Origin of the sequence: Parahaliea mediterranea (genome assembly GCF_003402235.1) — a bacterium.
In the GTDB taxonomy this organism is placed as follows: domain Bacteria; phylum Pseudomonadota; class Gammaproteobacteria; order Pseudomonadales; family Halieaceae; genus Parahaliea; species Parahaliea mediterranea.
In genome coordinates this window covers 33,371-56,256 of sequence record NZ_QEWO01000008.1, presented here as the reverse complement: position 1 = coordinate 56,256, position 22,886 = coordinate 33,371, and the positions used below count along the sequence as shown (strand labels likewise).

The window sequence follows — 22,886 nt, the reverse complement described above, 5'->3', positions numbered from 1 at the left end:
GTAGCCCCTGCCCTACACTCGGTGGCCCATAACGCGAATAAGAGGGCAGCATATGAGCACCGCCTGGGACACCCTGATCACCGGCGCCACGGTATTTGACGGTAGCGGCAGCCCGCCGCGCCGGGAAGACATTGCCATCAGCGGCGGCAAAATCGCCGCCCGGGGCATCCAGCTGCCAGCCTCCCAGGCAGCCGAGGTGATCGACGCCAGCGGCCAGTGGCTGATGCCGGGGCTGCTGGATATCCACACCCACCTTGACCTGGAGGTGGACCTGGAACCGGCCCTGCCGGAAGTGGTGCGCCACGGCACCACCACCGTGCTGTTCGGCAACTGCAGCCTGGGCAACTGTTTTGGCAAGCAGCTCGAAGGCGAGCAGAACCCCATCGTCGATTGCTTCACCCGGGTGGAGAACATCCCCAAAAAGGTGCTGGCCAAAAGTGTAGAGGCCGTCACCTGGGACAACACCGGCGACTACCTGGATCACTTCGGCAACATTCCCCTGGGGCCCAATGTGGCGGCCTTTGTGCCGCATTCCATGCTGCGGGTGGAAGTGATGGGGCTACAGGCCAGCGTGACCCGCGAGCCCACCGAGGCGGAGCTTGGCGAGATGGAGCGCCTGCTGGAGCAGGCCCTGCAGCAGGGCTACCTGGGCCTGTCCACTGACGGCCTGCCCTTTCACTACCTGGCCAACGCGCCCAATACCGACAAGCGCATCCCCACCCAGTTCGCCACCTTCAAGGAAATGAAGCGCCTGCTGGCGGTGGTGCGCAAATACGACCGGGTGTGGCAGACCACGCCCATCATCGAAAACCGCCTGAAGGCCTTCGGCTACTTTGCCCTCACCAGCGGCCGCCTGTTCGGCAAAACGCTGAAAACCTCGGCCCTGTCGGTGATGGAGTTTGTGCTGGCGCCCAAGGCGTCCAATGCCTTCCTCGGCTTTGCCCGCCTGATGAACAGCCGTCTGTTCAAGGGCGACATTCACTTCCAGGCCCTGGGCACCAACTTCCGGGTGTGGTCCGACGGCATTGTCAGCCCCCTGTACGAAGAGCTGGACTCCACCTGCGAGCTGATCGCCCTGGAGTACGATGACCTGGAGGGGCGCCGCGCCCTGCTCAACGATGCGGACTGGGTGGCGCGTTTTCGTGCCGACTGGCATCACGGTCGCCGCGGGCGCAACTGGGCGCACCTGAAGGCCAAGCTCGGCATGCCCGACAACTTGGTGATTCGCGACCTGCAGCGCATGGTGTTTGACGGCGCGCCGGTGCCCGACTGGGACGGGCAAACCCTGCAGGCCGTGTTCGAGCGCCTGCAGCGCTATCAGCGCGGGGCCGCCGGCGAGGCGCGCTCCGATGCCGAGCGCGCCGCCTTCGACAGCTTCCCCCTGCGCGCTGAGGACGACGCCGACTTCATGCTCGGCCTGCTGCGCCAGTACGACCGCAACTTCCGCTACTGGATTGATGTCAGCAACGACGGCAATCGCGCCACCCTGGATTTTCTGCTGCATCCCCAGGCCATGCCGGGCTTTAACGACTCCGGCGCCCACATCACCAACATGGCCTTTTACGACTCCAATCTGATGTCCCTCAAGCTTGCCCAGCGCCAGGGCGAGGGCACCGTGGCGGCCATTGTGCACCGCCTGACCCGGGAGCCGGCCGCTTTTTTCGGGCTGGATGTGGGCACCATCGAGCCGGGTGCCCAGGCGGACATCACCCTGGTGGACCCGGAAAAACTCGCCGGCTGGGATACCAACGACACCCGCGAATTCATCTACCGCGACCTGTTCGAGCACCAGCAGATGGTCAATCGCCCCCAGGGCGTGGTGCCGCTGGTGCTGATCAACGGCCAGGTGGTGTGGCGCGACGGCGACTTTGGCGCTGCCCTTGGCAGCACTGCCCTTGGCCGGGCGCTGCGCGCCGCCTGAGGCTCAGTGGTGCTCCAGATAGCGCAGCAGCAGCTGTAGCAACTCGGCGCGGTAGTGCTCGTCGGCCAGCAGGGCGGGCTGCTCGTGCATGGCCTGGCCGAGGTTGCTGCGCAGGGTCTGGCGCAGTAGCAGGGCGCGGTAGCGCGGGTCGCCGCCCGCCCCCTTGTCGGCGAGCCACTGCTCCAGCCACTGCTCCCAAGAGGGGTTATCCAGCGACTGGGTCAGCTCGTCCACCCGCTGGTGTATGTCGAAACTGCCCTGGTACTGGCGGAAGAAGGCCGGCTCCAGCTGCTGCAGAGCCAGCCACTGCTCGCACTCCTGCGCGATGATGGCGGCCAGGGTGTCGGCCAGGGAGCGGTCCGCCAGCGCCTGGATCTGCTGGAAGCGCAGGGCGGCCTGTTGCAGCAGCTCCGCTATGCGCGCCTCGTACACGTCAGAGAGAATGGCCTCTTTGTTGGGAAAGTACTGATACAGCGAGGCAATGTTCACCCCGGCCACCTCGGCGATGCGCGCAGTGGTGAGCTTGTCGGCGCCTTCAGTATTGAGAATGTTCAGGCAGGCCTCCTGGATGGCCCGCAGGGTGTGGCGGGCGCGGCTCTGGCGCGGGCGCTTGCGGGCCCTGGGGGGTTGCTTGTCGCTCATGGGCGCGGCTTGCGTGCAAAAAAGTAAGTGGGCCCCAGTTTGCCCCGGCGTGCAGCCAAAAACCAGTGCTGTTTCAAGGGCTTGCGTGCGGTGCGCGGGGGCGCGAATGTGAATTGCCGCGGCCGCACCGTGGTTTTAGGCTGCTATCACTCAACTGTGCAGAGCCGGGGGCAGCAGTGTATTTCGATCTACAGTATTACGGCCGGGTGCTGGCCCATGTGTGGTCCCTCAAGGGCTGGAAGGGGCGGCCGCGCATGCTGTTGCGCCTGCTGGTGCTGGTGCCGCTGGCCACGGTGTTTCACACCCTCTGCTTCCTGCTGGACTATGTGCTGTTCCCGCGCCTGTGGCGCCAGCAGGTGCAGCGCCCGGTGTTTATTGTGGGCCACGCCCGCTCCGGCACCACGTTGGCCCACCGCCTGCTGGCGGGCGATGGGGACACCTTCAGTTACTTCCTGTACTGGGAGCTGTTCTTCCCCTCGCTGCTGCAAAAAAAGGTGATTCGCGCCCTGGGCCGGGTGGACGCCTGGCTGGGCGGCCACTGTAAGAAAAAGCTGGTGGCCTGGGACGACAAAACCTTCGGCCGCTACCGGCATATCCACAACATGAGCCTGTGGAACGCCGAGGAAGACCAGTTTGTAATGCGCGCCGCCTTCGTTACCCAGCAGTGGGCGCTGGACGTGCCGTTGATGCACAAGATCGACCAGTTCCATGTGGATGCCATGCCCGAGCGCAAGCGCCGCCGCTGGCTGCGCCACTACCGCGAGTGCGTCAAGCGCCAGCTGCTGCTGAACGGCGGCGATGGCATCCACCTGTCCAAAAACCCCCTGATGTGCGGCTGGGTGGGGGCACTGATCGAGACCTTCCCCGATGCGCGCATTGCGGTGATGGTGCGCAACCCCCACCAGTGCATACCCAGCACCCTCAGGCTGCTGGAGGTTACCTGGAAGGGCAAGGGCTGGACCCGGGCGCAGTACGACGAATCCCTGCGCGCCATGACCGAGATTGCCTTCGAGTCCTTTCACCATCCGCGCCAGGTGCTGGCGGCCCACCCGGATACGCCGCAGATTTTTGTGGACTACCGCGACATTACCGCCCAGCCGCGGGCCACCGTGCAGGCCATGTACCAGGCTCTGCAGCTACCGATGACACTGGCCTTCGACGCCTGGCTGCAGCAGCAGGAAGAGCGGGAGCGCTCTCACCAGGGGCGCTTTGAATACAGCATCGACGACTACGAGCTGTCGCCGGCGCGCATCGAGCAGGAACTGGACGAGCTGTTCACCCTGTACGACTGGCCCCGCCAGGCAGCCGTGACTGATAGCGCGTCTGCGGCTGGCGATTCAACAGCTACACCGGCTACGACAACAACGCCAATAAAAGGAGTCTCCGCATGACGCAGTTACAGGGAAAAACCGCACTGATCACCGGCGCCAGCCGCGGTATTGGCCTGGCCATGGCCCGGCGCTTTGCCGCCGAGGGTGCGGCGGTGGCCATGGTGGCCTCGCGCCTGGGCGCCCACGGCTCGCTGCCGGGCACGCTGGAAGGCGCGGTGGCGGAGATCGAGGCGGCCGGTGGCCGGGCCGTGGCCCTGGCCTGTGACCTCAGCAGCGCCGAGGCCCGGGCCGATCTGGTGAGCCGGGCAGAGGCCGCCCTCGGGCCGCTGGACATACTGGTGAACAACGCCGCCGGCGCCACCATGGGCCTGCCCAGCCAGGTGAGCACCGCCCAGCGCAGCACCATGTACGAGCTGAACCTGAACGCCCCCATCGACCTGGCCCAGCAGGCGCTGCCCGGCATGCGCCAGCGCGGGCAGGGCTGGATACTGAACATCTCCTCATCCAGCTGCGAACAGCCTGCGGTGCCCTACCGGGCCGGGGCCATGGCGGCGCACATGATTGCCGCCTACGGCGCCACCAAGGCGGCCCTGAATCGCTACACCGAGGGCCTGGCCCACGAGGTGGCCGCCGACGGTGTGTGGGTGAACGCCCTGGCGCCGGTGAGCATTGTGCTCACCCCCGGGGCCGAGCAGGTGCGCGAGATCGCCCGGCGCAACCCCGACATGGCCGAGCCGCTGGAAACCATGGTGGAGGCGGCCCTGTCACTGTGCCGTGGGCACCACGTTGGCCAGGTGGCCTACAGCCGCCACTGGCTGCAGGCCACCGGGCAGGCGGTGTACAGCCTGGATGGCACCACCCGGCTGGGCGATGCGTTTTTGCCAGCGGATATCGATGAATAGCGGCTACCGACGAATAAGGAGAAGGGCGTGAACGATACCAATACCAGCACCAACAGCAACAGCAACAGCAACAGCAACGAAGCAGCCCGTGAACAGCTGAAAGCCGCCTGGGACGACCTGATCGACGATTTGCAGGCCGCCCGGAATGTGATCGACAGCCCCGACTGCTTTGCGCCACCGGCCACCGACCGCAACCTGGCGGAGGGCTACCGCTACCTGGCCGGTTTTATCCACCATGCGGTGGAGCGGGCCTTCCACGAAGACCCGGACTTTCCCGCCTTTCGCAATGCGTTGTCGGTGTACAACAAATCCACCATCGACAATGCCGACGCGATTTATTTTTACGCCCCCCTGGATGGCCGCAAGCACTACCGGGTGCGGGCCCAGCTGCCGCCCCACGGCCACTGGACGGGCGAGCCGCCGGCCGCCAGCGGGCCGCTGGCGCCCCAGTACCTGATTTTCGAGGTGGCCGGCGGCCCCATGGCGGGCGATACCGGTGACCTGCGCGAGCTGATGCCGGGCGGGCGCACCGGCTTTGGCACCCTGGACAGCTCACAGCTGGCCGTGGGCCCCGACGGGGTGCTGGAGCTGCACCTGGGCCCCGAGCGGCCAGCGGGCTACAGCGGCAACTTCATCTGCACCCGCAAGCCGCCCTCCAGGCAGCACCCGGAAGCGGGCGAGCGCTACGCCACCACCGTGAGCGGCCGGCAGCTGTTCCATGACTGGGCGCGGGAGCAGCCGGTGCACCTGTCCATCACCTGCCTGGATACCGAGGGCCAGCAGCCGCCGGCGCTGAACAGCGCCCACACCGCCAACCAGCTGCGCAAGCTGGGTGGCATCGTGCGCGGACAGATGCATTTCTGGCTGGCCTTTTACGATCGCATTCTCAACTGTAACGGCCGCCATGAGGGTGAGGGGCGTTACTTCATGCCGGTGAACGGCTACAACCAGCCCAACGCCGCATCGGGCGATACCGGCGGTGGCATGAGCACCAACATCTACGCCGGCGGCATCTTCGACCTAGCCGAAGACGAGGCCCTGTACATCGAGGCCCGCTACCACGGCGAGCCGAACTACATCGGCATGCACCTGGGCAACCTGTGGGGCGAATCGCCGGATTACGCCAACCACCAGAGCAGCCTCAACGGCTTCCAGATGCATATGGGCGAGGACGGCGTGCAGCGCTGGGTGGTGGCCCACCGCGACCCGGGGGTGCCCAACTGGGTGGACACCACCGGCCTGCGGCGCGGCTACCTGTCACACCGCTGGGCCTACAGCACCCTGCCGCCCGAGGACAAATGGCCCACCATCAGCGCCAGGGTGGTGCCCTTTGCCGCGGTGCGCGACTGCTTTCCGGCGGACACGCCAGCGGTCACACCCGCCCAGCGGCGGCAGGCGATCGCGGTACGCCAGCAGCATGTGCAGCGGCGGTTCCGGGTGTTCTGAGCGCCCTAGACATCATGGCCTGACGCGCTCTGCATCAGGCACCGAGATAATTTGAGGGAGGGGTCTGCCTCCCGGTATCGTGGATTACGCACCGAGGCGCGCCTTGCCACATGCAGAGTGCACCGAGGTGTATTTCTGCAAGCCATCTGTGGAGGCAGACCATGAATAAGCATAGCACTTCCTACATCGGACTTGATGTTCACAAGGACTCCATCGCCGTCGCCGTGGCAGAGCCCGGGCGCAAACCGCCGCGGTTCGTGGGCACCGTGACAACGGTGCCATCTTCCCTTACCAAATCGTTGCTGCATGTGGCCGATAAGGCCCACGCACACATCGTTTGCGGCTACGGCTGGGCGCGCTACCTGCGCAGCCAAGGCTGGGATTGTGACGTTATCGCTCCCTCGCACATCAACCGCTGTGCAGCCGACAAACGGATTAAGACCGACCGGCGCGACGCCCTGCTGCTGGCGAAGGAATCCCGTGCCGGCAACCTGGTCAGCATTGTCGTGCCCGATGCGCGCGACGAGGCAATCCGAGACCTCGCTCGCACGCGAGCTGGCGGGCTTCATCTGGGATATCGGGCGTCATGTCGAACTGGCTGAACAGTGAATCACTGTCGACCGTCGACGTCGCGTGGAGGTGCCGCCATGAGCTGACAGCGCCACACCGCTGAACACTGGATCGGCAAGGCGATGCGAGGGAACGACGAGGGGAATCCTCGACGCTTTTATGTGGGCATCTTCCCCGATGATCCCCGTCCCTAGACCGAGGCAGCCCCGCGAAGAAGAGATGAAGTGCGGTAGCCAACCCGCGGATATCAGAATGATCCATCGTCGCGAAGGTCGCCCTCGCGTCGCCTTGCTCATCCCGTGTTATTCGGACATCCCGATCCACACCCTTCATCTCTTCGTGACTCAACGAGAAACGGCTTCGTGCCTGTTGACAGAAAAGGCCATATCAAAAGCGGTAATCGAGCGCCACAGAAACCGTGCGCGGCGCCCCGTAGTACCCGATCACCTCGCCTTCGCCGGTGGTCGGGAAGTTGTAGCCGGCCACCCGGTATTCGGTGTCGCCAAGGTTGCGACCGTGCAGGCCGAGTGACCACTGCTCGCTGGGGGAGTACCACAGCAGGCTGGCATTCCACAGGGTGTAGCCGTCTTCATCAATGGGTGATGGCACCTCGAACATCTGCACCGCGTCGCGGTAGGCCACCGAGACGGTCCCCGTCATATGGCCGTATGCGCCGAGCTCGATATCACTGCTGAGGGCCAGCTGGCCGGTCCAGCGCGGGGTGTTCTGGATATCGCGCTGGTCGGCGACATCCACGGTGGCGCCGGACGGGTCCGCCGTCAGCCATTCATCGATCCGGGTGTCGATGTAGCCCACGTTGGCCGCCAGGCGAAGGCTGCCGCCCAGTTGCACCTCGGATTCCAGCTCCACCCCCTGCAGGGTGGCCTCGCCGACGTTCTCCACATTCTGTACTGGCACTAAAAAGCCCAGCGCGTTGTTGGCAAACCCCACGGAAGTGACCACCTGCATATCCTGGTAGCTGGCGTAGAAGGCGGCCAGGTTCAGGCGCAGGCGGCGCTCAAGGAATTCGCCCTTCAGGCCAAGCTCCCAGCTGTCGACGGTTTCCGGGTCGAAGCCTTCCACCGTCTGCGGGTTGGCGGCCTGGTTGCCGCGCATATCAAAGCCGCCGCTCTTGAAGCCTTCGCTGTAACTCGCATACAGCATCGTGCCATCGTCAAGCTGGTAGCGGGCGCTGACCCGGGGCGAGAACTCGGCGAAGGTTTTGCTGTTTTCATAGTCCGACAGCACGGCAACGGGAATGCGCACCGGGTCATCCGGGTCGCCACTGAAGTTGCCGAATTGCTCGAAGAACACCAAGGCATCCTTGCGGTCTTCGGTGTAGCGCCCGCCAAGGGTCACCGACCAGCGCTCGCTGAGGTTGTAGTCGACATCGACAAAGGCGGAGTAGCTCTCAGTGTCGGCATCGCCATAGGTGGTCTGGATCAGCGGAATCCACGGCAGGGGCAGGCCGATCAGTGCGCCGGGCACGGTCTGCCCGAGGATGGCGTCGAAGCGGCCGCCGGAGCTGCCTGTGAAGTAGTAAAGCCCCGACACCATGTGCCAGCGCTCGGCGCTGTACAGCAACTGCAGCTCCTGGCTGAACTGGTGGTCGTTCACCCGGGCCGGCACGTCGAAATCGTTGACTTCCAGGTTGTCGAAATCGATCGGGCCAATGCTGTCACCCTCGCGGTAGGCGGTGATCGACTTCAGCGTCCACTGGCTGTCGAGGTCGTACTCCACATTCAGGGCGGCGCCCTCGGTGTTCACCTCGGTGGCCGGGTCCAGGCCGGCGCGCGAGTCGTAGACATCGTCGAGCACCGGCGCGCCGCCAATGGCGCCAACGGTCATGCGGTGGCCGCCCTTGGCATTGGACTGGTCGCTGGTGCGGTCGTACTGCAGGCGGACAAACAGCGCATCCACCGGCTGCCATTCCAGGCTCAGCCGGCCGCTGAGTACCTCCTTGTCGTAGTTGGGGGCATCGAAGGTAAGCAGCTCGCCATAGCCGTCGCGCTTGAACGACGCCAGCGCCGCGCCAAGGTACAGGTTGTCGCCAAGGGCAATGCTGCCCGACCCGGTGACATCGCGCTGGTTGTAGTTGCCAAGCTGTGCGCCCAGGGCCAGCTCCGGTTCGCCGCTGAGGCGCCGGGTGACGTATTTGACCGCCCCGCCAATGGTGTTTTTGCCGTACAGCGTGCCCTGGGGGCCGCGCAGAATTTCCACCCGCTCCACATCGTACACATCCAGCACCGCGCCCTGGGGGCGCGCGATATAGACATCGTCCAGGTAGAGCCCCACGCCCGGTTCGAAGCCCCACAGTGGGTCCTGCTGCCCGACCCCGCGAATGAAGGCGGTGAGCGTTGAATTGGTGCCGCGGCTGGGCGCCAGCGTGACATTGGGCGCGCTTTGCTGCAGGTCGACCAGGGTGGACACGCCGGCCTGTTGCAGCTGGTCGGCGCCAAAGGCGCTGACCGACAGGGGGACATCCTGCAGCGACTGGTCGCGGCGCTGCGCCGTTACGATGACTTCCTCCAGCATTGCCTGGGGCGCGGGCGATGCGGGCTCGGCCTGGCTGGTGGTGGCCACCGCCAGTGCCAGCGCGGCGAGGGTAAAGGGCTTAGTGGGCTTGTGCATGACGATCTCCTGCGGGGAGGGTTGTTATTGTTTCGGTGGGTTGCTGTGGCGCCTGCTGGCGCGCGAGAAAATCGCGCAGCAGGCGATTGACGGTGTCGGGCTGGTCCATGGGCGATGCGTGCCCGGAGTCGCCGACAACGGCAAACTCGCAGCGCGGCATGCGCCCGGCCAGTGCCCGGCGCAGGGGCACGGGGGTGTAGTCCCGGTCGGCGGCAAGGATCAGGGTGGGGGTGTGGATGTCGCCAAGGCGCGGGGTAATGTCCCAGTGGCGCAGGGCCTGGAGGGCGGCGAGATAAGAGGCCCTTGGCATTGCCGCCAGCTGCTGCCCGAAGCGTGTGGCCAGGCTGCGCTGGCTGGCCCGGGGGAACAGGCGCCGGGCCAGCAGCCTGCCCAGCCAGCGCATGCCCAGCAGCCGTATCAGCGCGGTGCGCGTGCATAGCTCAATGTGGCGGCGCAGCCGGCCCGGCAAAGCGCAGGGCCCGGAATTGATCAGGCACAGACTGCGCAGCCGCCCGGGTGCCTGTAGCGCCATTTCCTGCGCCACCATGCCACCGAGGGAAAACCCCACCACATGCACCGGCGCCAGCGCCAGCGTATCCAGCAGGGCGGTCAGCTCCGCCGCCATAGCGGGAATGCTCATCGGGGTAGGCCCCAGGGGGCTGGCGCCGTGCCCGCGCAGGTCGACGGTGATCACCTGGTAGTCGGCGCTGAGGGCGGGTATCTGGAAATCCCAGTCGCTGCCGCGCGAGCCCAGGCCGTGAATCAGCAGTACGGGCGCGCCCGTGCCATGGCGCTGGAAGTGGATGCTCGGCGGCTGGCGGTGGGGCATGGCGCTGGGGTTCTTATGGCTTGTAATGGCGCCATATTATGGAATCCGAATTCCGATTACAATAGGGGTGAGCGTAAAAGCAGCGGCTGGCCCGGCTGTGCCGCTCGAGGGCTATTTCAGGCTGAGGTAGGACAGAAAGACGCGGCTCAGTTCTTCCACCAGTTCCCGCTGGCTGGTGTTGCCCAGGCTGCCGGTCACGGTGTGCTGGTTGAGCGCGCCCAGCACAATGTGCGAGATGAAACGGGCGGCCTTTTCCGGGCGGGGGTGGTGAATCTCGCTCAGGTGGCGCTGGAGCACGGCGGCGGTTTTGCGTGACACAAAATCGTTGGTGACATGGATGCGGTCGCGCACCAGGGTATCGCGGGAGGCGCGCAGAATCAGCGCGCGCAGTACTCCGCGGCGGCCGCGATACAATTGCACGAAAAACCCGACCAGCCCTTCGGCAACGGCCTCAAGGGAATCGCCCGCCCAGGCGTCGGGGTCGAACTTCTCGTCCACAATCTGCTCGACATTCATCAAAAAGCGCTGCAATAACAGCAGCAGCAGCCGTTCCTTGTCTTCCAGCAGCCGGTAGAAGGTGCCCACGGAGGACTTTGCCTCCCGGGCGATCTCCGCCACGCCGGCCTCTTCAAAACGGTTGGCCGCCAGCAGGCCCTCGCCGGCGGCAAGGAAGCGCTCCAGTGCCTGCTGGCTGCGCGCCTGGGCCGGCATGGGCACGCTGACCAGAGGTTTGAATACATCCATGTGCTTGTTGCCCCGAATGAGAGCGGCTGATCATAGCACGCCATCGGGTGCCTGCTGGATGCCCGCCTGCCGGTGGCTCAGGGGTGGGCGTTAAACCAGTTCAGCACCAATTGCGCGGACTGCGGCAGCCATTCGTGGCCGGCCGTCAGGTCGGTGTGGCGGCCGGTTTCAATGCCGTGCCACAGCAGGCGGTCGTAGTAATTGTCCATGCTCCACCAGGGCACAATGAGGTCGGCAAAGCCGTGGATGAAGTAGGTTGGCGGGTGATCCGTCGGCAGGCTCAGCGGCACCACGCAGGCGGGGCCCAGGCAGGTGGCGTAGCTGCCGGAATGCACCACCAGCGCGCGAAATTCACCGGGAAAGGAGACCGCCATGCGGCTGGTGTTGTAGCCGCCGCTGGAAATGCCGGTGGCGTATTTGCGGTTTGGGTTGAGGGGGCCAAAGCCGCCGCTAGCAATATGGGCGAATACGTTGCTGAGGAAGGTGTAGTCGGTGGTGATGTTATAGACCGTGGCAGGCCCGGCGGAGTTGGTCAGCCAGGCCAGTTCCAGGGGCGCCCGGGGCGCCAGCACGGCGTAGCCCGCATCTAGCAGGGTCTTGATCGTTTTGGCTTCGTACAGGCCGCCAAAAGGCGCGTTGCCATCACGCGTGAACGCCACCGGGAAGATGGAGCCCTGGTACAGCAGGGCCACCGGCCACCCCCCCGGCGGCGGCGTGCCCAGGGGCAGTTCGTAGTGTATTTCCCGGCTGGTGTGCGGCCCCGAAGGCAGCGACAGGCTGCGATAGCTGCAACTGATGCTGGCCGGGGAGAACCACGACCGGGCCTGCTCGGTGCAGCGCGAGTTGGCATCGGCCCAGGTGGACGGCAAAAAGAGCAGGCTGCACAGGGTGATTAGGGTGCGAATGCGCATGGTGGAACCTCCTGTTGTTATTGTCGGTGGGTGCTTCCCTATCGGTATATATATTCCGATTCCGTTAATGCGTCAAGTTGGGCTCGCCGCAGCAACACGTGGCAGGCCTGAATAACGTGGTTTGTGTCGGCGGAGCAGGGTGTGGTTTTCCCTCAGCCGAACGGGGGTTTACAGCGCAGTGCGGCCCCTATAAGCGCGTGCCTACAAGTGCACCCTATAAGTGCCCCTTAATAGCCCCGCGCCATATCCACCGGGTTCAGCAGGGCCTCCCCGGCCACGTAGCGGCGCAGGTTCTCCACCGCAATCAGGGCCGAGCGATAGCGGGCATCGCCGCCGCTGGCGGCGACATGGGGAGTGATGACAACCCGCTCCATCTGCCACAGTGGGTGGTCGGCGGGCAGGGGCTCGGGGTCGGTGACATCCAAGCCGGCGCCGTACAACTGGCCGGACTGCAGCGCCGCCACCAGGTCGTCGGTAACGGTGCTGGCGCCGCGGCCCACGCTGATGAAAATGGCCCCGGGGCGGGCGCCGGCGAAAAAGTCCCTGTCGAACAGGCCGCGGGTGTCGTCGGTCAGGGGCAGGGCGTTCACGATGACGTGGGCCTGCTTGGACAGCGCGCCCAGCTCATCCGCCAGGCCCACGTAGTCCACGTAGTCCGGCCCGCTGCGCGATGAGTTGCGGGTGGCGATCACCCGCATGCCCAGGCCGTGGGCGCGCTGGGCCACCTCGGTGCCAATGCCGCCAAGGCCCACCACCAGCAGGGTTTTGCCGGCCAGCTCGCCAAAGCGTTCCTGCCCGGCAATGGCGCGGTTCCAATCGCTGCTGTCCTGCGCGCGCTGGTAGGCGGGCAGCGCCCGGGCAATGCTCATCAGCATGGCAATGCTGTGCTCGGCGATGGTGGGGCCAGACAGCCGCTTGCTGTTGGAAAATACCCGGCCCTGGAACAAAACCGGGTCTGCATCGGAGCAGCGGTCTACGCCGACGGTGTAGCTGTGCAGCCAGAACAGGTCCTTGGCCGCTGCCAGTGTGGCGGCGGTGCAAAAGCCGATCACGCCATCGGCGCCGGGCAGCAGGGCCGGGTCGATCTGCCAGCCGCCGGAGCGGTCCAGCACCAGTTCCACCTCTCCCGCCGCCTCGTGCAGGCGCTGTTCCATGTTGGGCAGGGCGTCGGCAAAGGCGGGGGGCAGGGCCACCACCACTTTGCGCGGTTGCCAGCCGGGCTGCTCGCGAAGGGCGCGGGCGGCGCCCTCCAGGCCCTGCGCGGCCACAACGGCCGCCACCTCGTTGCTGATAGTGTCGGGATTGGCTGCGGGGCTGGCTGCGCTGGCAATGGCGCTGGCCGTGGCGATCAGGCACAGGCAGCCTGTGCGTAACAGGTATGGAAGGCGGCGCAGCATGGCAACTCCCTGGCAATTGACGGCGTTGATGTAAAGCATAGGCACTCGTTGCCGCTAGCGCGAGGGGCAGTGCTATAGTCAGGGCCACATTCCAGCGGGACCACCACCATGACACTTCGCCCCTCCTTCCTTCTGCACGCGGGCCTTGGCGCCCTTCTGGCCTGCACCGTGCAGGCGGCCGATGTCACCCCGGGGGAGGAGGCGATCAGTACCGTGCTGGCCCGGGGCATCGCCCCACCGCGCATGGCGCCGCCCCGGGGCGATGAGGCCGAGGGGCCTTTCCAGCGCCTGGTGATCGCCAACGCCAACCTGGTGGATGGCACCGGCGCGCCACCCCGGGGGCCGGTCAGCATCGTGATCGAGAACGACCGCATTGTGGACATTCGCGGCGGCGGCACCGCCGGCATCCACGGCGGCGACAACTCCTGGGGCAGCAATACGCGGGTGATCGACGCCAGCGGCCAGTACGTGTTGCCCGGGCTGATTGACGCCCACGCCCACCTGGGCACGCCCTCCCACGCCGCCGCCGGCGCCCTCACCGACCCGGAGTATGTGCTCAAGCTGTGGCTGGCCCACGGGGTGACCACCGTGCGCGATGTGGGCGCCATGATGGGGCTGGGCTGGACGGTGCAGCACAAGCAGCGCAGCGCAAAAGGGGAGATCAGCGCCCCGCGCATGGTGGTGCATTCCATGTTCCCCGAGAGCATGGCCTCGCCCGAGGCCGCGCGTAAATGGGTGCGTGCGGTCAACAAGCGCGGCGCGGACGGGGTCAAGTTTCTCGGCGCATCGCCGGCGCTGATCGAAGCGGCCATGGATGAGGCGCAAAAGCTGGACATGAAAACCGCCTACCACCACGCCCAGCTCTCTGTGACCGGCACCAACGTGTTGGACAGCGCGCGCATGGGCCTGGACAGCATGGAGCACTGGTACGGCCTGCCCGAGGCCATGTTCGAGGACCGGGTGATCCAGGACTACCCCTACGACTACAACTACAGCAACGAACAGGACCGCTTCGGCGAGGCCGGCCGGCTGTGGCTGCAGGCGGCGGCCCCCGGCTCAGAACGCTGGCAGGCCACCATCGACGAGCTGATCGCCCTGGACTTCACCCTCGACCCCACCTTCACCATTTACGAGGCCGCCCGGGATGTAATGCGCGCGCGCAACGCCCCCTGGCACGCCGACTACACCATGCCCTACATCCTGCGCGCCTTCGAGCCGAGCCCCGAGGTGCACGGGTCGTTCTTCTTCGACTGGACCACCGCCGACGAGGTGGCCTGGAAGCGCAACTACCAGCGCTGGATGCAGTTCGTGAACGACTACAAAAACGCCGGCGGCCGGGTGACCGCGGGCTCCGACGCGGGCTTTATCTACAAAATCTACGGCTTTGCCTACGTGCGCGAGCTGGAGTTGCTGCAGGAGGCCGGCTTTCACCCGCTGGAGGTGCTGAAGTCCGCCACCCTGAACGGTGCCGAGCTACTGGGCATGGCCGAGGACATCGGCAGCGTGGAGATCGGCAAGAAGGCCGACCTGGTGATCGTCAACGAAAACCCCGTCGCCAACTTCAAAGTGCTCTACGGCACTGGCCACCTCAAACTGAACGACGACACGCACACCCTGGAGCGCACCGAGGGTATTCGCTATGTCATTCGCGACGGCATTGTGTTCGACAAGAACAAGCTGCTGGAGGATGTGCGCGAGCTGGTGGCAGCGCAGAAAGCTGCGGAAAAGGCGGCGAAAACCGGCCCCTGAACAGGGCCGGCTCGCCGAAAGAGGGAAAACAAATCAGGCGGGAAAGGGCTTGCCCGCCGTGATCGCCGCCAGGGCGTCCTCGCCGAAGGCCGCCGCCAGCGCCTCGGTCATATCGGGGTGGCGGCGCAGGCCCTGGCCGCCATCGATGTTGTAGCACTGGCCCGTCACCCAGCTGGACTCGGGGCCCGCCAGGTAGCGCACGCCCTCGGCGATATCCTCCCCCTCGCCGGTGCGGCGCAGGGGGATCTGCTCGTCGAAGGCGGCCAGGGTGTCTTCGCTGGCAAACATGGGGCCGGTGGCCTCGCTGCGGGTCAGGCCTGGGCGCACGGCGTTAATGCGGATACCGGCGCTGGCCAGCTCGTCCGCCGCTGACTTGATCAGCCCCTCCAGCCCCGCCTTGCCGGCGCAGTAGGCCGACAGCCAGGGAAAGGGCATGGCCGCGGTGGTGGAGGAAATGCAGACGATGGCGCCGCCCTTTTCCATCAGCGGCGCGCAGTGGCGAATGGCAAGAAAGGCCGTGCCGATGTTGATCTGCAGCTCCTGCATCAACCCGTCCAGGCTCTGCATCATCAGCGGCATGAAACCACCGCCGCCCACCGTGGGCACCACGATATCCAGCCGCTGGCGCACCTCGAAGGCCTGCTGGGCGGCGCGCTTTACGTCCGCCTCTACCTGGGCATCGCCCACGCAGAGGGCAACCTCGGCGTCTGGATGACTGGCCAGAATGGCCGCGCGGGCGGCTTCGAGCTTGTCCTGCCGGCGGCCCATCAGGGTCACCGCGGCGCCATCGGCCACCAAGCGCGCGGCACAGGCGGCGCCAATGCCGCCGGCGCCGCCGGTCACCAGGGCCGACTGGCCCTGAAGCGATTGCTTGTCTGTCATGGCAGCTGCCCCCTCAGAAGCGGTAGTCGAGGTCGATACCGTACATCCGCGGTGGGTTGTAGACCACACCGGCAAAGCCCAGCGATTCAAAGGCGCCGATGCCGCTCTGGCGGTAGAACTCGTCGGTCAGGTTCTTGCCCCAGAGAGTGGCGGTGAGGTCGCCGGCGTCGCCCAGGCTGATGTCGGAGAGAATCATCCGCGCGTTCACCAGGGTGAAGGGGTCGTTGCGCACGTACTCGTCGAAGCGACCTTTCACCGTGCCATAGGTGTAGCCGTCGCTGTAGGCAACGTCCACCCGGGCGCTGAGCTGGCCAACGCCAAAGTAGGGGAAGTCGTACTGCACACCGGCGGAGGCGGTGTTTTCCGGCGCGTTGGCGAACACGCCGCGGTCGCTCACATCGCAGGTGGTGCCGGGGGCGCCGCAGAACTGGCCGGTGGGGTCGAAGAAGGTGTACTCGTCGTACTCCGGGTCCAGGTAGCCGTAGCTCACATTCAGGGTCAGGCCCTCCAGCGGAATGGCGAGCAGTTCCAGTTCCAGGCCCTGGTAGCTGGCCGCGGCGGCGTTCTGCACGGTGCTTTCGGCGCCAGTGGCGGTGGGCACAAACTGGGTTACCTGCTTGTCGTCGTATTCGCTGTAGAACACCGCGCCGTTCAGGCGCAGGCGGTTGTCCAGCCACTGGGACTTCAGCCCCAGCTCGTAGGAGGTGAGCGTCTCGGCATCAAAGGGACGCTGGTTGGCGATGGAGGTGCGCGACAGGAAGCCCCCCGCCTTGTAGCCGGTGGCAATGCGGAAGTAGCCGGTGGTGTCGATGGTGAAGGCGTAGTCCACGGTCAGGCTGCCGCTGGTGTTCTCGAAGGAGGTATCGAAGCTGCCGCTGGCCGGCATGCCCGCCAGGGTTTCTTCAATGACAATCTCACGCTCGTCCTCGGTGTAGCGCAGGCCCAGGGTGACATCCAGGCGCTCGTCCAGGGCAGCTGGGGTCCAGGTGAGCTGGCCGAAGGCCGCCCAGGCGGAGTTGTCGGTGTCGTAGCTGCGGGCGGTGCCGAAGCTGCCGAACACAAAGGGCGTCTGCTCGCGGGTGACTTCGGTGGCCTTTTCATTGAAGTAGTACAGGCCCGCCAGGTACTGGAACTGGCCTACGTCGCCCAGAAACTGCAGTTCCTGGGAGAACTGTTCGTGGGACTTGCGGTTGGGCGCGCCGGCGGCAAACAGGGTTACCACGCTGTTGCCGGTGTCCAGGAAACCGCCGCCGGACAGGCCGGTGCGGTGGCGCAGTTCCATTTCGCGGTAACCGGTGAGGGACTTCACGGTGAGGTAGTCGGTGATGTCCCAGGCACCAGTCAGGCTGTGGCCCTGGATGTCCATCTCCTCTTCGCCGGCGTAGGGAATGTTCAGGGCGTCCTTGCGGTCTTCGTCGGCCGCCGCCACGGCATTGCTGTACACGCCGAGGAAGGTGCCCAGCTGGGCCTGGGCCGGGCTGGCGCCGCCAAAGGCCGGGTTGGCGGTGTTGGCAAAGGCCACGCAGGACGGGTCGGTAGAGCAGGCGCCGGATACCGGCTGGTTGCCAAAGGCAGCGTAGGTGCCAAGCAGCACCGAGTCGGCAATGCCGCCGTCGTTGGCGCCGGGGCCGAAGGTCAGGGTCGGGTCGAAGTTGGCGCCAAACACCGAGGCCGGCATTGCTTCGGCGTGGCTCAGCTGGAAGGCCGCCGGGGTGCCGGTGCCCTTGGTGCCGTCGTAGCTGTAGTCAAAGCTCAGGGTGTCGGTGGGCGCCCAGTTCAGGGCCACGTGCCAAGCGTCGTTGTCCTGCTCGCCGAAGTCGTCGGCCTTGCCCTGCTGGAAGTTGGTGGTGTCGTTGTCCACCCAGCCGCCGCGGGTGTCGTACAGGTAGGACAGCTTGGCGGAGACACCGGCGAAGGTGGGCAAATCCACAATGGTGTGGGCCTTCAGGCGATCGTAGTTGCCCACGCTCAGGCTTTGCTGGAATTCAAATTCGCCGCTGGGCTTGGCGGTCACAATGTTGATGGCGCCGCCGGTGCTGTTGCGGCCGTACAGGGTACCCTGGGGGCCGCGCAGCACTTCAATGCGCTCCAGGTCCACCACGTCGAAGGCCAGGCCGTTGTTGCGCGCCATGTAGATACCGTCCATGTAAACGCCCACCGCCGGGTCCACACTCATGGAGGGCTCCGGCTCGGTAATGCCGCGAATGGCGAAGTTCACCGTGGCGTTGGAGGCCGACTGGCGGTGCATGGACATATTCGGGGTGAAGTGGGTGACATCCGTTACCTGCTCGATGCCCATGCTCTCAATGGCCGCGGGGGAAAACGCGGAGATTGCGATGGGCGCATCCTGCAGGGATTCCTCCCGCTTCTGCGCGGTGACCACCACTTCTTCCAGGGCGGTGGCGCGGCTGCCGTCCTGGGCCAGGGCGGGCGCGCTGGCCAGCGCAACGGCAAGGGACAGGGCAGTCAGGGGGAATCCGGTTGGGGCCGGGCGTGCTTTCATGGCGGAACCTCTAATGGGTATTGTTATGTTCGGGCCCGGGATTCTAGGAGAGCGGTTTCGCCGCAAGCTTCATGCATATGGATGAATCGCAACCGGCGCCGGGGCGCCGGTTGGCTTGTTGAACCGTTGCCGGTTGCGGGGGAGAACGCGCCGGGCGGCGCGGGTGCGGGGTGGCTAGCGAATGGCCGGGTGTTGGGCGCCCGCGCTTAAGCGTCCACCTTCAACACCATCTTGCCGCGGTTGTGCCCTTCCTGCAGCTGGCGGTGAACCTCGGCAACATCCTGCAGGGGGTATTCGCGCACCGGCGGCAGGCGGATGTCGCCCGCCGCCAGCAGGCCGGCAATTTTTGCCAGGGTGGTGGCGCAGTCGTTATCGTCCATCACCGAGAACACGCGGTTCACACCTTTTTCTGCAGCGGCGCCCATGGCCCCGGGAATATCGCCATCGTCCACCAGGGTGGGAATGCTGACGAAGGTGCCGCCGGTGCGCACCAGGTCCAGGCCGTTGGGCAGGGTGCTGACCCCCACCGCGTCCATCAGGTAGTCCAGCCCGCCTGGCGCCCACTCGGCAATGGCCTGGGCGATGTTTTCCTTGCGGTAGTCGATGACGCGCTCCACGCCCAGTTCGCGCAGGTAGTCGACATTGGCACTGGAGCAGGTGGCGGCCACCCGCGCGCCGGCCCAGCGCGCAAACTGCACGGCAAAGCTGCCGAGGCCACCGGAGCCGCCGTGGATCATGGCGGTCTGCCCGCTCTGCAGGCCGCCGCGATCAAACAGGCCCTGCCAGGCGGTCAGCGCCGCCACCGGCAGGGCGGCGGCGTCGCGCTCGTCCAGTCCAGCGGGAATGTGGGCCACCCGGTCGGCGTTGGCCAGGGTGTACTGGGCGTAGCTGCCCTGGCCGCCCTGGCCGTGGTTGGTGGGGGTGAACACCCGATCGCCAATGGCAAAGCCGCTCACGCCCGCGCCCACACCAGCCACGGTGCCGGCGGCGTCAAACCCGATAATGTAGGGGAAGACGTAGGGCCGGTACTGCTCCAGGTAGCCCTGGCGGTTCTTCCAGTCGGCGGGGTTGACGCCCGCATAGCTGACCTTGATCAGCACCTCTCCCGGGCCGGGTTCGGGGGTGTCGATCTCGGCGTATTCAAACACTTCCGGGCCGCCGGTCTGGCGAATGAGCATCGCGTGCATGGTGTTTCCTCAGGTTGGGTTGGCAAATTGGGGTGTCAAATCGCGCGTCAGCCGAGCCCCGCCACGCTGCGCAGCACCAGGCTGACCAGGGCCGATTGCTGGTTCACCCCGGTTTTCTGGAAGGCGCCGCGCAGGTGGGTGCGCAGGGTATTGCGGCTGACGGAAAGGTCTTCGGCGATTTCTTCCAGGCTGCGGCCATTGGCCAGGGCAATGGCCAGGCGCGCTTCGCTGGGGGTGAAGTCGAACAGTTGCTGCAGCAAGCCCTGCTGCTCGCCGCTCAGGTTTTCCGGCGTGCTGATGTAAATGGCCAGGGTGGGGCGGCGGTCGCTGCCCTGGGGCGTGGCCGGCAAAATGATGCCGGCGGCGCTGGTGAGGGGCTTGATCAGCAGCATGCGCCGCGCCGCCGGGTCGTCGCCGGTCAGGGGCATGGCGCTGGTGATGGCTGGCTGGTTCGGGGTGTCACCCTGGTACTGCCGCAGCAGTGCCTGCAGGCGGCGGTTATCACCCGGGTGGGTGGCCACCAGGGTGTGGTTGCGCTCGCGCAGGCCCAGGCCCTGCTCCAGCAGGTGGCGGGCCACCGGGTTGCTGTGCACGATGCGCTGCTCGGCATCCAGCAGGATGGTGCCCATTTCCAGGCGCTGGGCAATGTCGTTGTACAGACGGCTTTCAAAGGCGTGGTGGGTGTCGTGGTCGAGCAAGTCCAGCAGCTGTGGCAGGTGGCTCACCAGCAGGTTGAACAGCGCCTTGTCGTGATCGTTGAAGGGCGCTTCCTGCTCGCCGCGCAGGGCGCGCAGGAAGGCACCGGTACGGCCCTGGCGCTGCACGTCCACGCCCAGCACCTGCACGCAGTCGTAGGGCTGCATGAACTCCTGGTAGTACACGGTCTCCCGCAGCTGGGTGAGGGGCAGCATCTCCTCCAGTGTCACCGCCTGCCGATCCGGCAGGTTGACGAAAGGATCGAAGGCGCCAAAGCGGTCCGCGTACTGCCGCTGGTTGGCCGCGTCAAACTGCATGCCGCCGATAAACAACACGCCGGGGTCACCCGGGCGCGGGCGGGTAAAGCCCAGCACGGTGAGCCGGGCGGCGCTCATGGCGCACAGCTGTTCCAGAAAATTCTCCCAGGGTGCGTCTTCCTGGTGGCCGTGGTACAGGGCGGCCACCAGGCGATTGAAGTCATCCAGGCTCGGTAACATGGCGGGTCTCGTTGCTGGGGGTATCGCCCAAGGATACCCTAGCCACTGGCTCGCGCTGGAGCCGGCGGCCTCAGCCGAAGCGATAATCCTCCGGCTTCGGCTGCTTGGTCATTTGCCAGTAGTCGATAATGCGAAAGGGCAGGTTGGCGGTTACCCGACCGGCGTCGTTTTTGTACCAGTTGCTCACCCCTTCCCAGCCCCAGGCGGTGTCGGCGTTGATGCGATCCACCTCGTTGTTGTAGGCATCGTGCACGTCCTGGCGCACGTCCATGCTGGCGTGGCCGCCTTCCAGCAGCAGGCGAATGCTGCGCAGGATGTAATTCACCTGCGACTCCGCGTTGTGGGCGATGCTGCCGGCCACCACCAGGTTGGTGTTGGGGCCGTAGATGCAGAACAGGTTGGGGAAGTTGGGCACGGTGATGCCGAGGTAGGCGCGGCCGTTGGTGTCGCCCCACTGGTCGTTGAGGTTGACGCCGTCGCGGCCGGTAACCTGCATGGGGAACAGGAAGCGGTCGGCGTAAAAGCCGGTGGCGCAGGCGATGGCGTCCACCTGATGCAGCACGCCGTCGGCAGTGCGCACGCCGGCGGGCTCAATGGCGGTAATGCCCTCGGTGACCAGCGTCACGTTGTCTTTTTGCAGGGCGGCCAGGTAGGAGCCGTTGTCCTGCAGGATGCGCTTGCCAAAGGGCGGGTAGGTGGGCAGCACTTTTTCCAGCAGGGCCGGGTCCTGCACCTGGGATTCAATCCACGCGGTCAGGGCCTGGCGCATTTCGTCGTTGGCGGCGCTCACCGAACGGCTGTCCTGCCAGGTGGGGTCCACCAGGGTTTTGTCGTACACCCCTTCAATGGAGGTGTAGAACAGCCAGAAGCGGTACCACTTGCTGTAGTAGGGCAGCTTCTTCAGCGCCCAGCGCTGGCCCTCGCCCACTTCCACGTGGTAGCCGGGGTTGGGGAACATCCACGCTGGCGAACGCTGGAACACGGTGAGTTCGCCGGCGGTGTCGGCCATCTCGGGAATGATCTGGAAGGCGCTGGCGCCGGAGCCGATCACCGCCACTTTTTTGCCAGCCAAGTCCAGCCCCTCGGGCCAGGCGCCGGAGTGGAACAGGGGGCCGGCAAAGCTGTCGATGCCTTCGATCTCCGGCAGTTTGGGCCGGTTGAGCTGGCCCACGGCACTGATCACGGCGCGGGCGGTGAGGGTGTCGCGCTGGCCGTTGGCATCCACCACGGTAACGCGCCAGGTGGCGCTGGCGTCATCCCACTGGGCGCTTTCCACCTCGGTATTGAAGCGGGTGTGGGCCTTGACGCCGTAGTCGGCGGCGCAGCGGTCGAAGTAGGCGCGAATCTCGTCCGCCAGCGGGAAGTGGCAGGTCCACTCGTGGTTGGGCTCGAAGGAATAGCTGTAGCTGTGGCCGGGCACATCCACCCGGCAGCCGGGGTAGTGGTTCTCGAACCAGGTGCCGCCAAGGCCGGGGTTTTTCTCGATCAGGGTGTAGGGAACGCCGGCCTCCCCCAGGCGGATGCCGGCCAGCACACCGCCCATGCCGCCGCCGATGATCACCACCGGGAAGTCGGCCCCGGCGGCCTTCAGTGCCTCGCTGTCCAGGTTCAGGCCGCGATGGTCCACCCCGTCCAGGGCGATTTCCTCGCGGATGAAGTTTTCGTAGCGTTCGTCCAGCTCGTGGCCGCACATAAAGGTGTAAAGCTCGCTGACCACGGTGTCATCCAGTTCCGGCAGCTGGTTGCCCCGGGCCTGGTAGGCGGCAATGGCGGCCAGCACTTCTTCGTGAATCTGCGCGGCCTGCTCGCGGGTGTAGCCGCCCTCCAGCAGCTGTTCGCCGCTGGCGCCGGCCGCCACCACATCCATCATGCGCGGCGCCGGGTAGCGCGACAGCACGCTGGTGTCGCCGCTCATGTGCACAATGCTCATCAGCAGGGCGGGCACGTTCAGTTCCCACAGTTTTTCGCGGATATCCGCATCGCTTTCGGTGATGGGTTCCACCGAGGCTTTCAGGTGGTCGAGCATGGCAATGTCTCCAGTGTTCTTT

The 22,886-nt window shown here is 65.9% G+C and carries 17 protein-coding genes; 6 read left to right on the top strand and 11 right to left on the bottom strand.

Features of this window, described 5'->3' with window-relative positions; genetic code table 11:
• The first annotated feature begins 52 nt into the window (after window positions 1-52).
• Complete coding sequence (locus tag DDZ17_RS20150; protein ID WP_116368797.1) at window positions 53-1,921, top strand: N-acyl-D-amino-acid deacylase family protein; 1,869 nt, start codon at window positions 53-55, stop codon at window positions 1,919-1,921.
• Between the two features lie 3 nt (window positions 1,922-1,924).
• Here DDZ17_RS20150 and DDZ17_RS22735 read toward each other — a convergent pair whose 3' ends face one another.
• Complete coding sequence (locus DDZ17_RS22735) at window positions 1,925-2,563, bottom strand: TetR/AcrR family transcriptional regulator (RefSeq protein ID WP_206613608.1); 639 nt, start codon at window positions 2,561-2,563, stop codon at window positions 1,925-1,927.
• Window positions 2,564-2,739: 176 nt separating this feature from the next.
• On the opposite strand from DDZ17_RS22735, the gene DDZ17_RS20140 reads away from it, so the two are divergent.
• The 4 genes from DDZ17_RS20140 to DDZ17_RS20125 all read left to right on the top strand — a co-directional run bounded on the left by DDZ17_RS20140 (window position 2,740) and on the right by DDZ17_RS20125 (window position 6,844).
• On the top strand, window positions 2,740-3,954 hold the full coding sequence (locus tag DDZ17_RS20140; RefSeq protein WP_116368796.1) for a sulfotransferase family protein: 1,215 nt from the start codon (window positions 2,740-2,742) through the stop codon (window positions 3,952-3,954).
• Window positions 3,951-4,796, top strand: coding sequence for an SDR family NAD(P)-dependent oxidoreductase (locus tag DDZ17_RS20135; RefSeq protein WP_116368795.1), 846 nt, complete (start codon window positions 3,951-3,953; stop codon window positions 4,794-4,796). The genes DDZ17_RS20140 and DDZ17_RS20135 overlap by 4 nt, the downstream gene beginning before the upstream one ends.
• Window positions 4,797-4,823: 27 nt before the next feature.
• Window positions 4,824-6,242, top strand: a complete 1,419-nt coding sequence (locus tag DDZ17_RS20130) for a hypothetical protein (RefSeq protein WP_116368794.1) — start codon at window positions 4,824-4,826, stop codon at window positions 6,240-6,242.
• Between the two features lie 161 nt (window positions 6,243-6,403).
• Window positions 6,404-6,844 carry an IS110 family transposase gene (locus DDZ17_RS20125; protein ID WP_157976762.1) on the top strand — a complete coding sequence of 147 codons (441 nt, stop codon included), beginning with the start codon at window positions 6,404-6,406 and terminating at the stop codon, window positions 6,842-6,844.
• A 355-nt stretch (window positions 6,845-7,199) separates the two neighbouring features.
• Here DDZ17_RS20125 and DDZ17_RS20120 read toward each other — a convergent pair whose 3' ends face one another.
• The 5 genes from DDZ17_RS20120 to DDZ17_RS20100 form a co-directional block, all read right to left on the bottom strand.
• On the bottom strand, window positions 7,200-9,443 hold the full coding sequence (locus DDZ17_RS20120) for a TonB-dependent receptor (RefSeq protein WP_116368792.1): 2,244 nt from the start codon (window positions 9,441-9,443) through the stop codon (window positions 7,200-7,202).
• Window positions 9,427-10,272 (bottom strand): alpha/beta fold hydrolase, encoded by an 846-nt coding sequence (locus DDZ17_RS20115; protein ID WP_116368791.1) that lies wholly within the window; start codon window positions 10,270-10,272, stop codon window positions 9,427-9,429. The genes DDZ17_RS20120 and DDZ17_RS20115 overlap by 17 nt, the downstream gene beginning before the upstream one ends.
• A 111-nt stretch (window positions 10,273-10,383) precedes the next feature.
• On the bottom strand, window positions 10,384-11,016 hold the full coding sequence (locus tag DDZ17_RS20110) for a TetR family transcriptional regulator (RefSeq protein WP_116368790.1): 633 nt from the start codon (window positions 11,014-11,016) through the stop codon (window positions 10,384-10,386).
• Window positions 11,017-11,093: 77 nt separating this feature from the next.
• Complete coding sequence (locus DDZ17_RS20105; RefSeq protein ID WP_116368789.1) at window positions 11,094-11,927, bottom strand: extracellular medium-chain-length polyhydroxyalkanoate depolymerase; 834 nt, start codon at window positions 11,925-11,927, stop codon at window positions 11,094-11,096.
• Between the two features lie 227 nt (window positions 11,928-12,154).
• Window positions 12,155-13,324: a D-2-hydroxyacid dehydrogenase gene (locus tag DDZ17_RS20100; protein ID WP_157976761.1), complete on the bottom strand. Its 1,170-nt coding sequence runs from the start codon at window positions 13,322-13,324 to the stop codon at window positions 12,155-12,157.
• A gap of 108 nt (window positions 13,325-13,432) precedes the next feature.
• Here DDZ17_RS20100 and DDZ17_RS20095 point away from each other — a divergent pair, with 108 nt between their 5' ends.
• Entirely contained in the window at window positions 13,433-15,073 is a 1,641-nt protein-coding gene (locus tag DDZ17_RS20095; protein ID WP_116368787.1) for an amidohydrolase family protein, read from the top strand.
• 33 nt (window positions 15,074-15,106) lie between these two features.
• Here DDZ17_RS20095 and DDZ17_RS20090 read toward each other — a convergent pair whose 3' ends face one another.
• From DDZ17_RS20090 to DDZ17_RS20070, 5 genes are all read right to left on the bottom strand, one after another.
• The gene (locus DDZ17_RS20090; protein WP_116368786.1) at window positions 15,107-15,955 is read right to left on the bottom strand and encodes an SDR family NAD(P)-dependent oxidoreductase; all 849 of its coding nucleotides are present in this window, start codon (window positions 15,953-15,955) and stop codon (window positions 15,107-15,109) included.
• Window positions 15,956-15,968: 13 nt separating this feature from the next.
• A complete protein-coding gene (locus DDZ17_RS20085; protein WP_116368785.1) occupies window positions 15,969-18,458 on the bottom strand; it encodes a TonB-dependent receptor in 2,490 nt (829 codons plus the stop codon).
• A 206-nt stretch (window positions 18,459-18,664) separates the two neighbouring features.
• Window positions 18,665-19,645, bottom strand: a complete 981-nt coding sequence (locus tag DDZ17_RS20080; RefSeq protein WP_206613607.1) for an NADP-dependent oxidoreductase — start codon at window positions 19,643-19,645, stop codon at window positions 18,665-18,667.
• 47 nt (window positions 19,646-19,692) lie between these two features.
• Window positions 19,693-20,838, bottom strand: a complete 1,146-nt coding sequence (locus DDZ17_RS20075; RefSeq protein WP_116368783.1) for a helix-turn-helix transcriptional regulator — start codon at window positions 20,836-20,838, stop codon at window positions 19,693-19,695.
• 70 nt (window positions 20,839-20,908) lie between these two features.
• Window positions 20,909-22,864, bottom strand: coding sequence for a flavin-containing monooxygenase (locus tag DDZ17_RS20070; RefSeq protein ID WP_116368782.1), 1,956 nt, complete (start codon window positions 22,862-22,864; stop codon window positions 20,909-20,911).
• Between the last annotated feature and the right edge of the window lie 22 nt (window positions 22,865-22,886).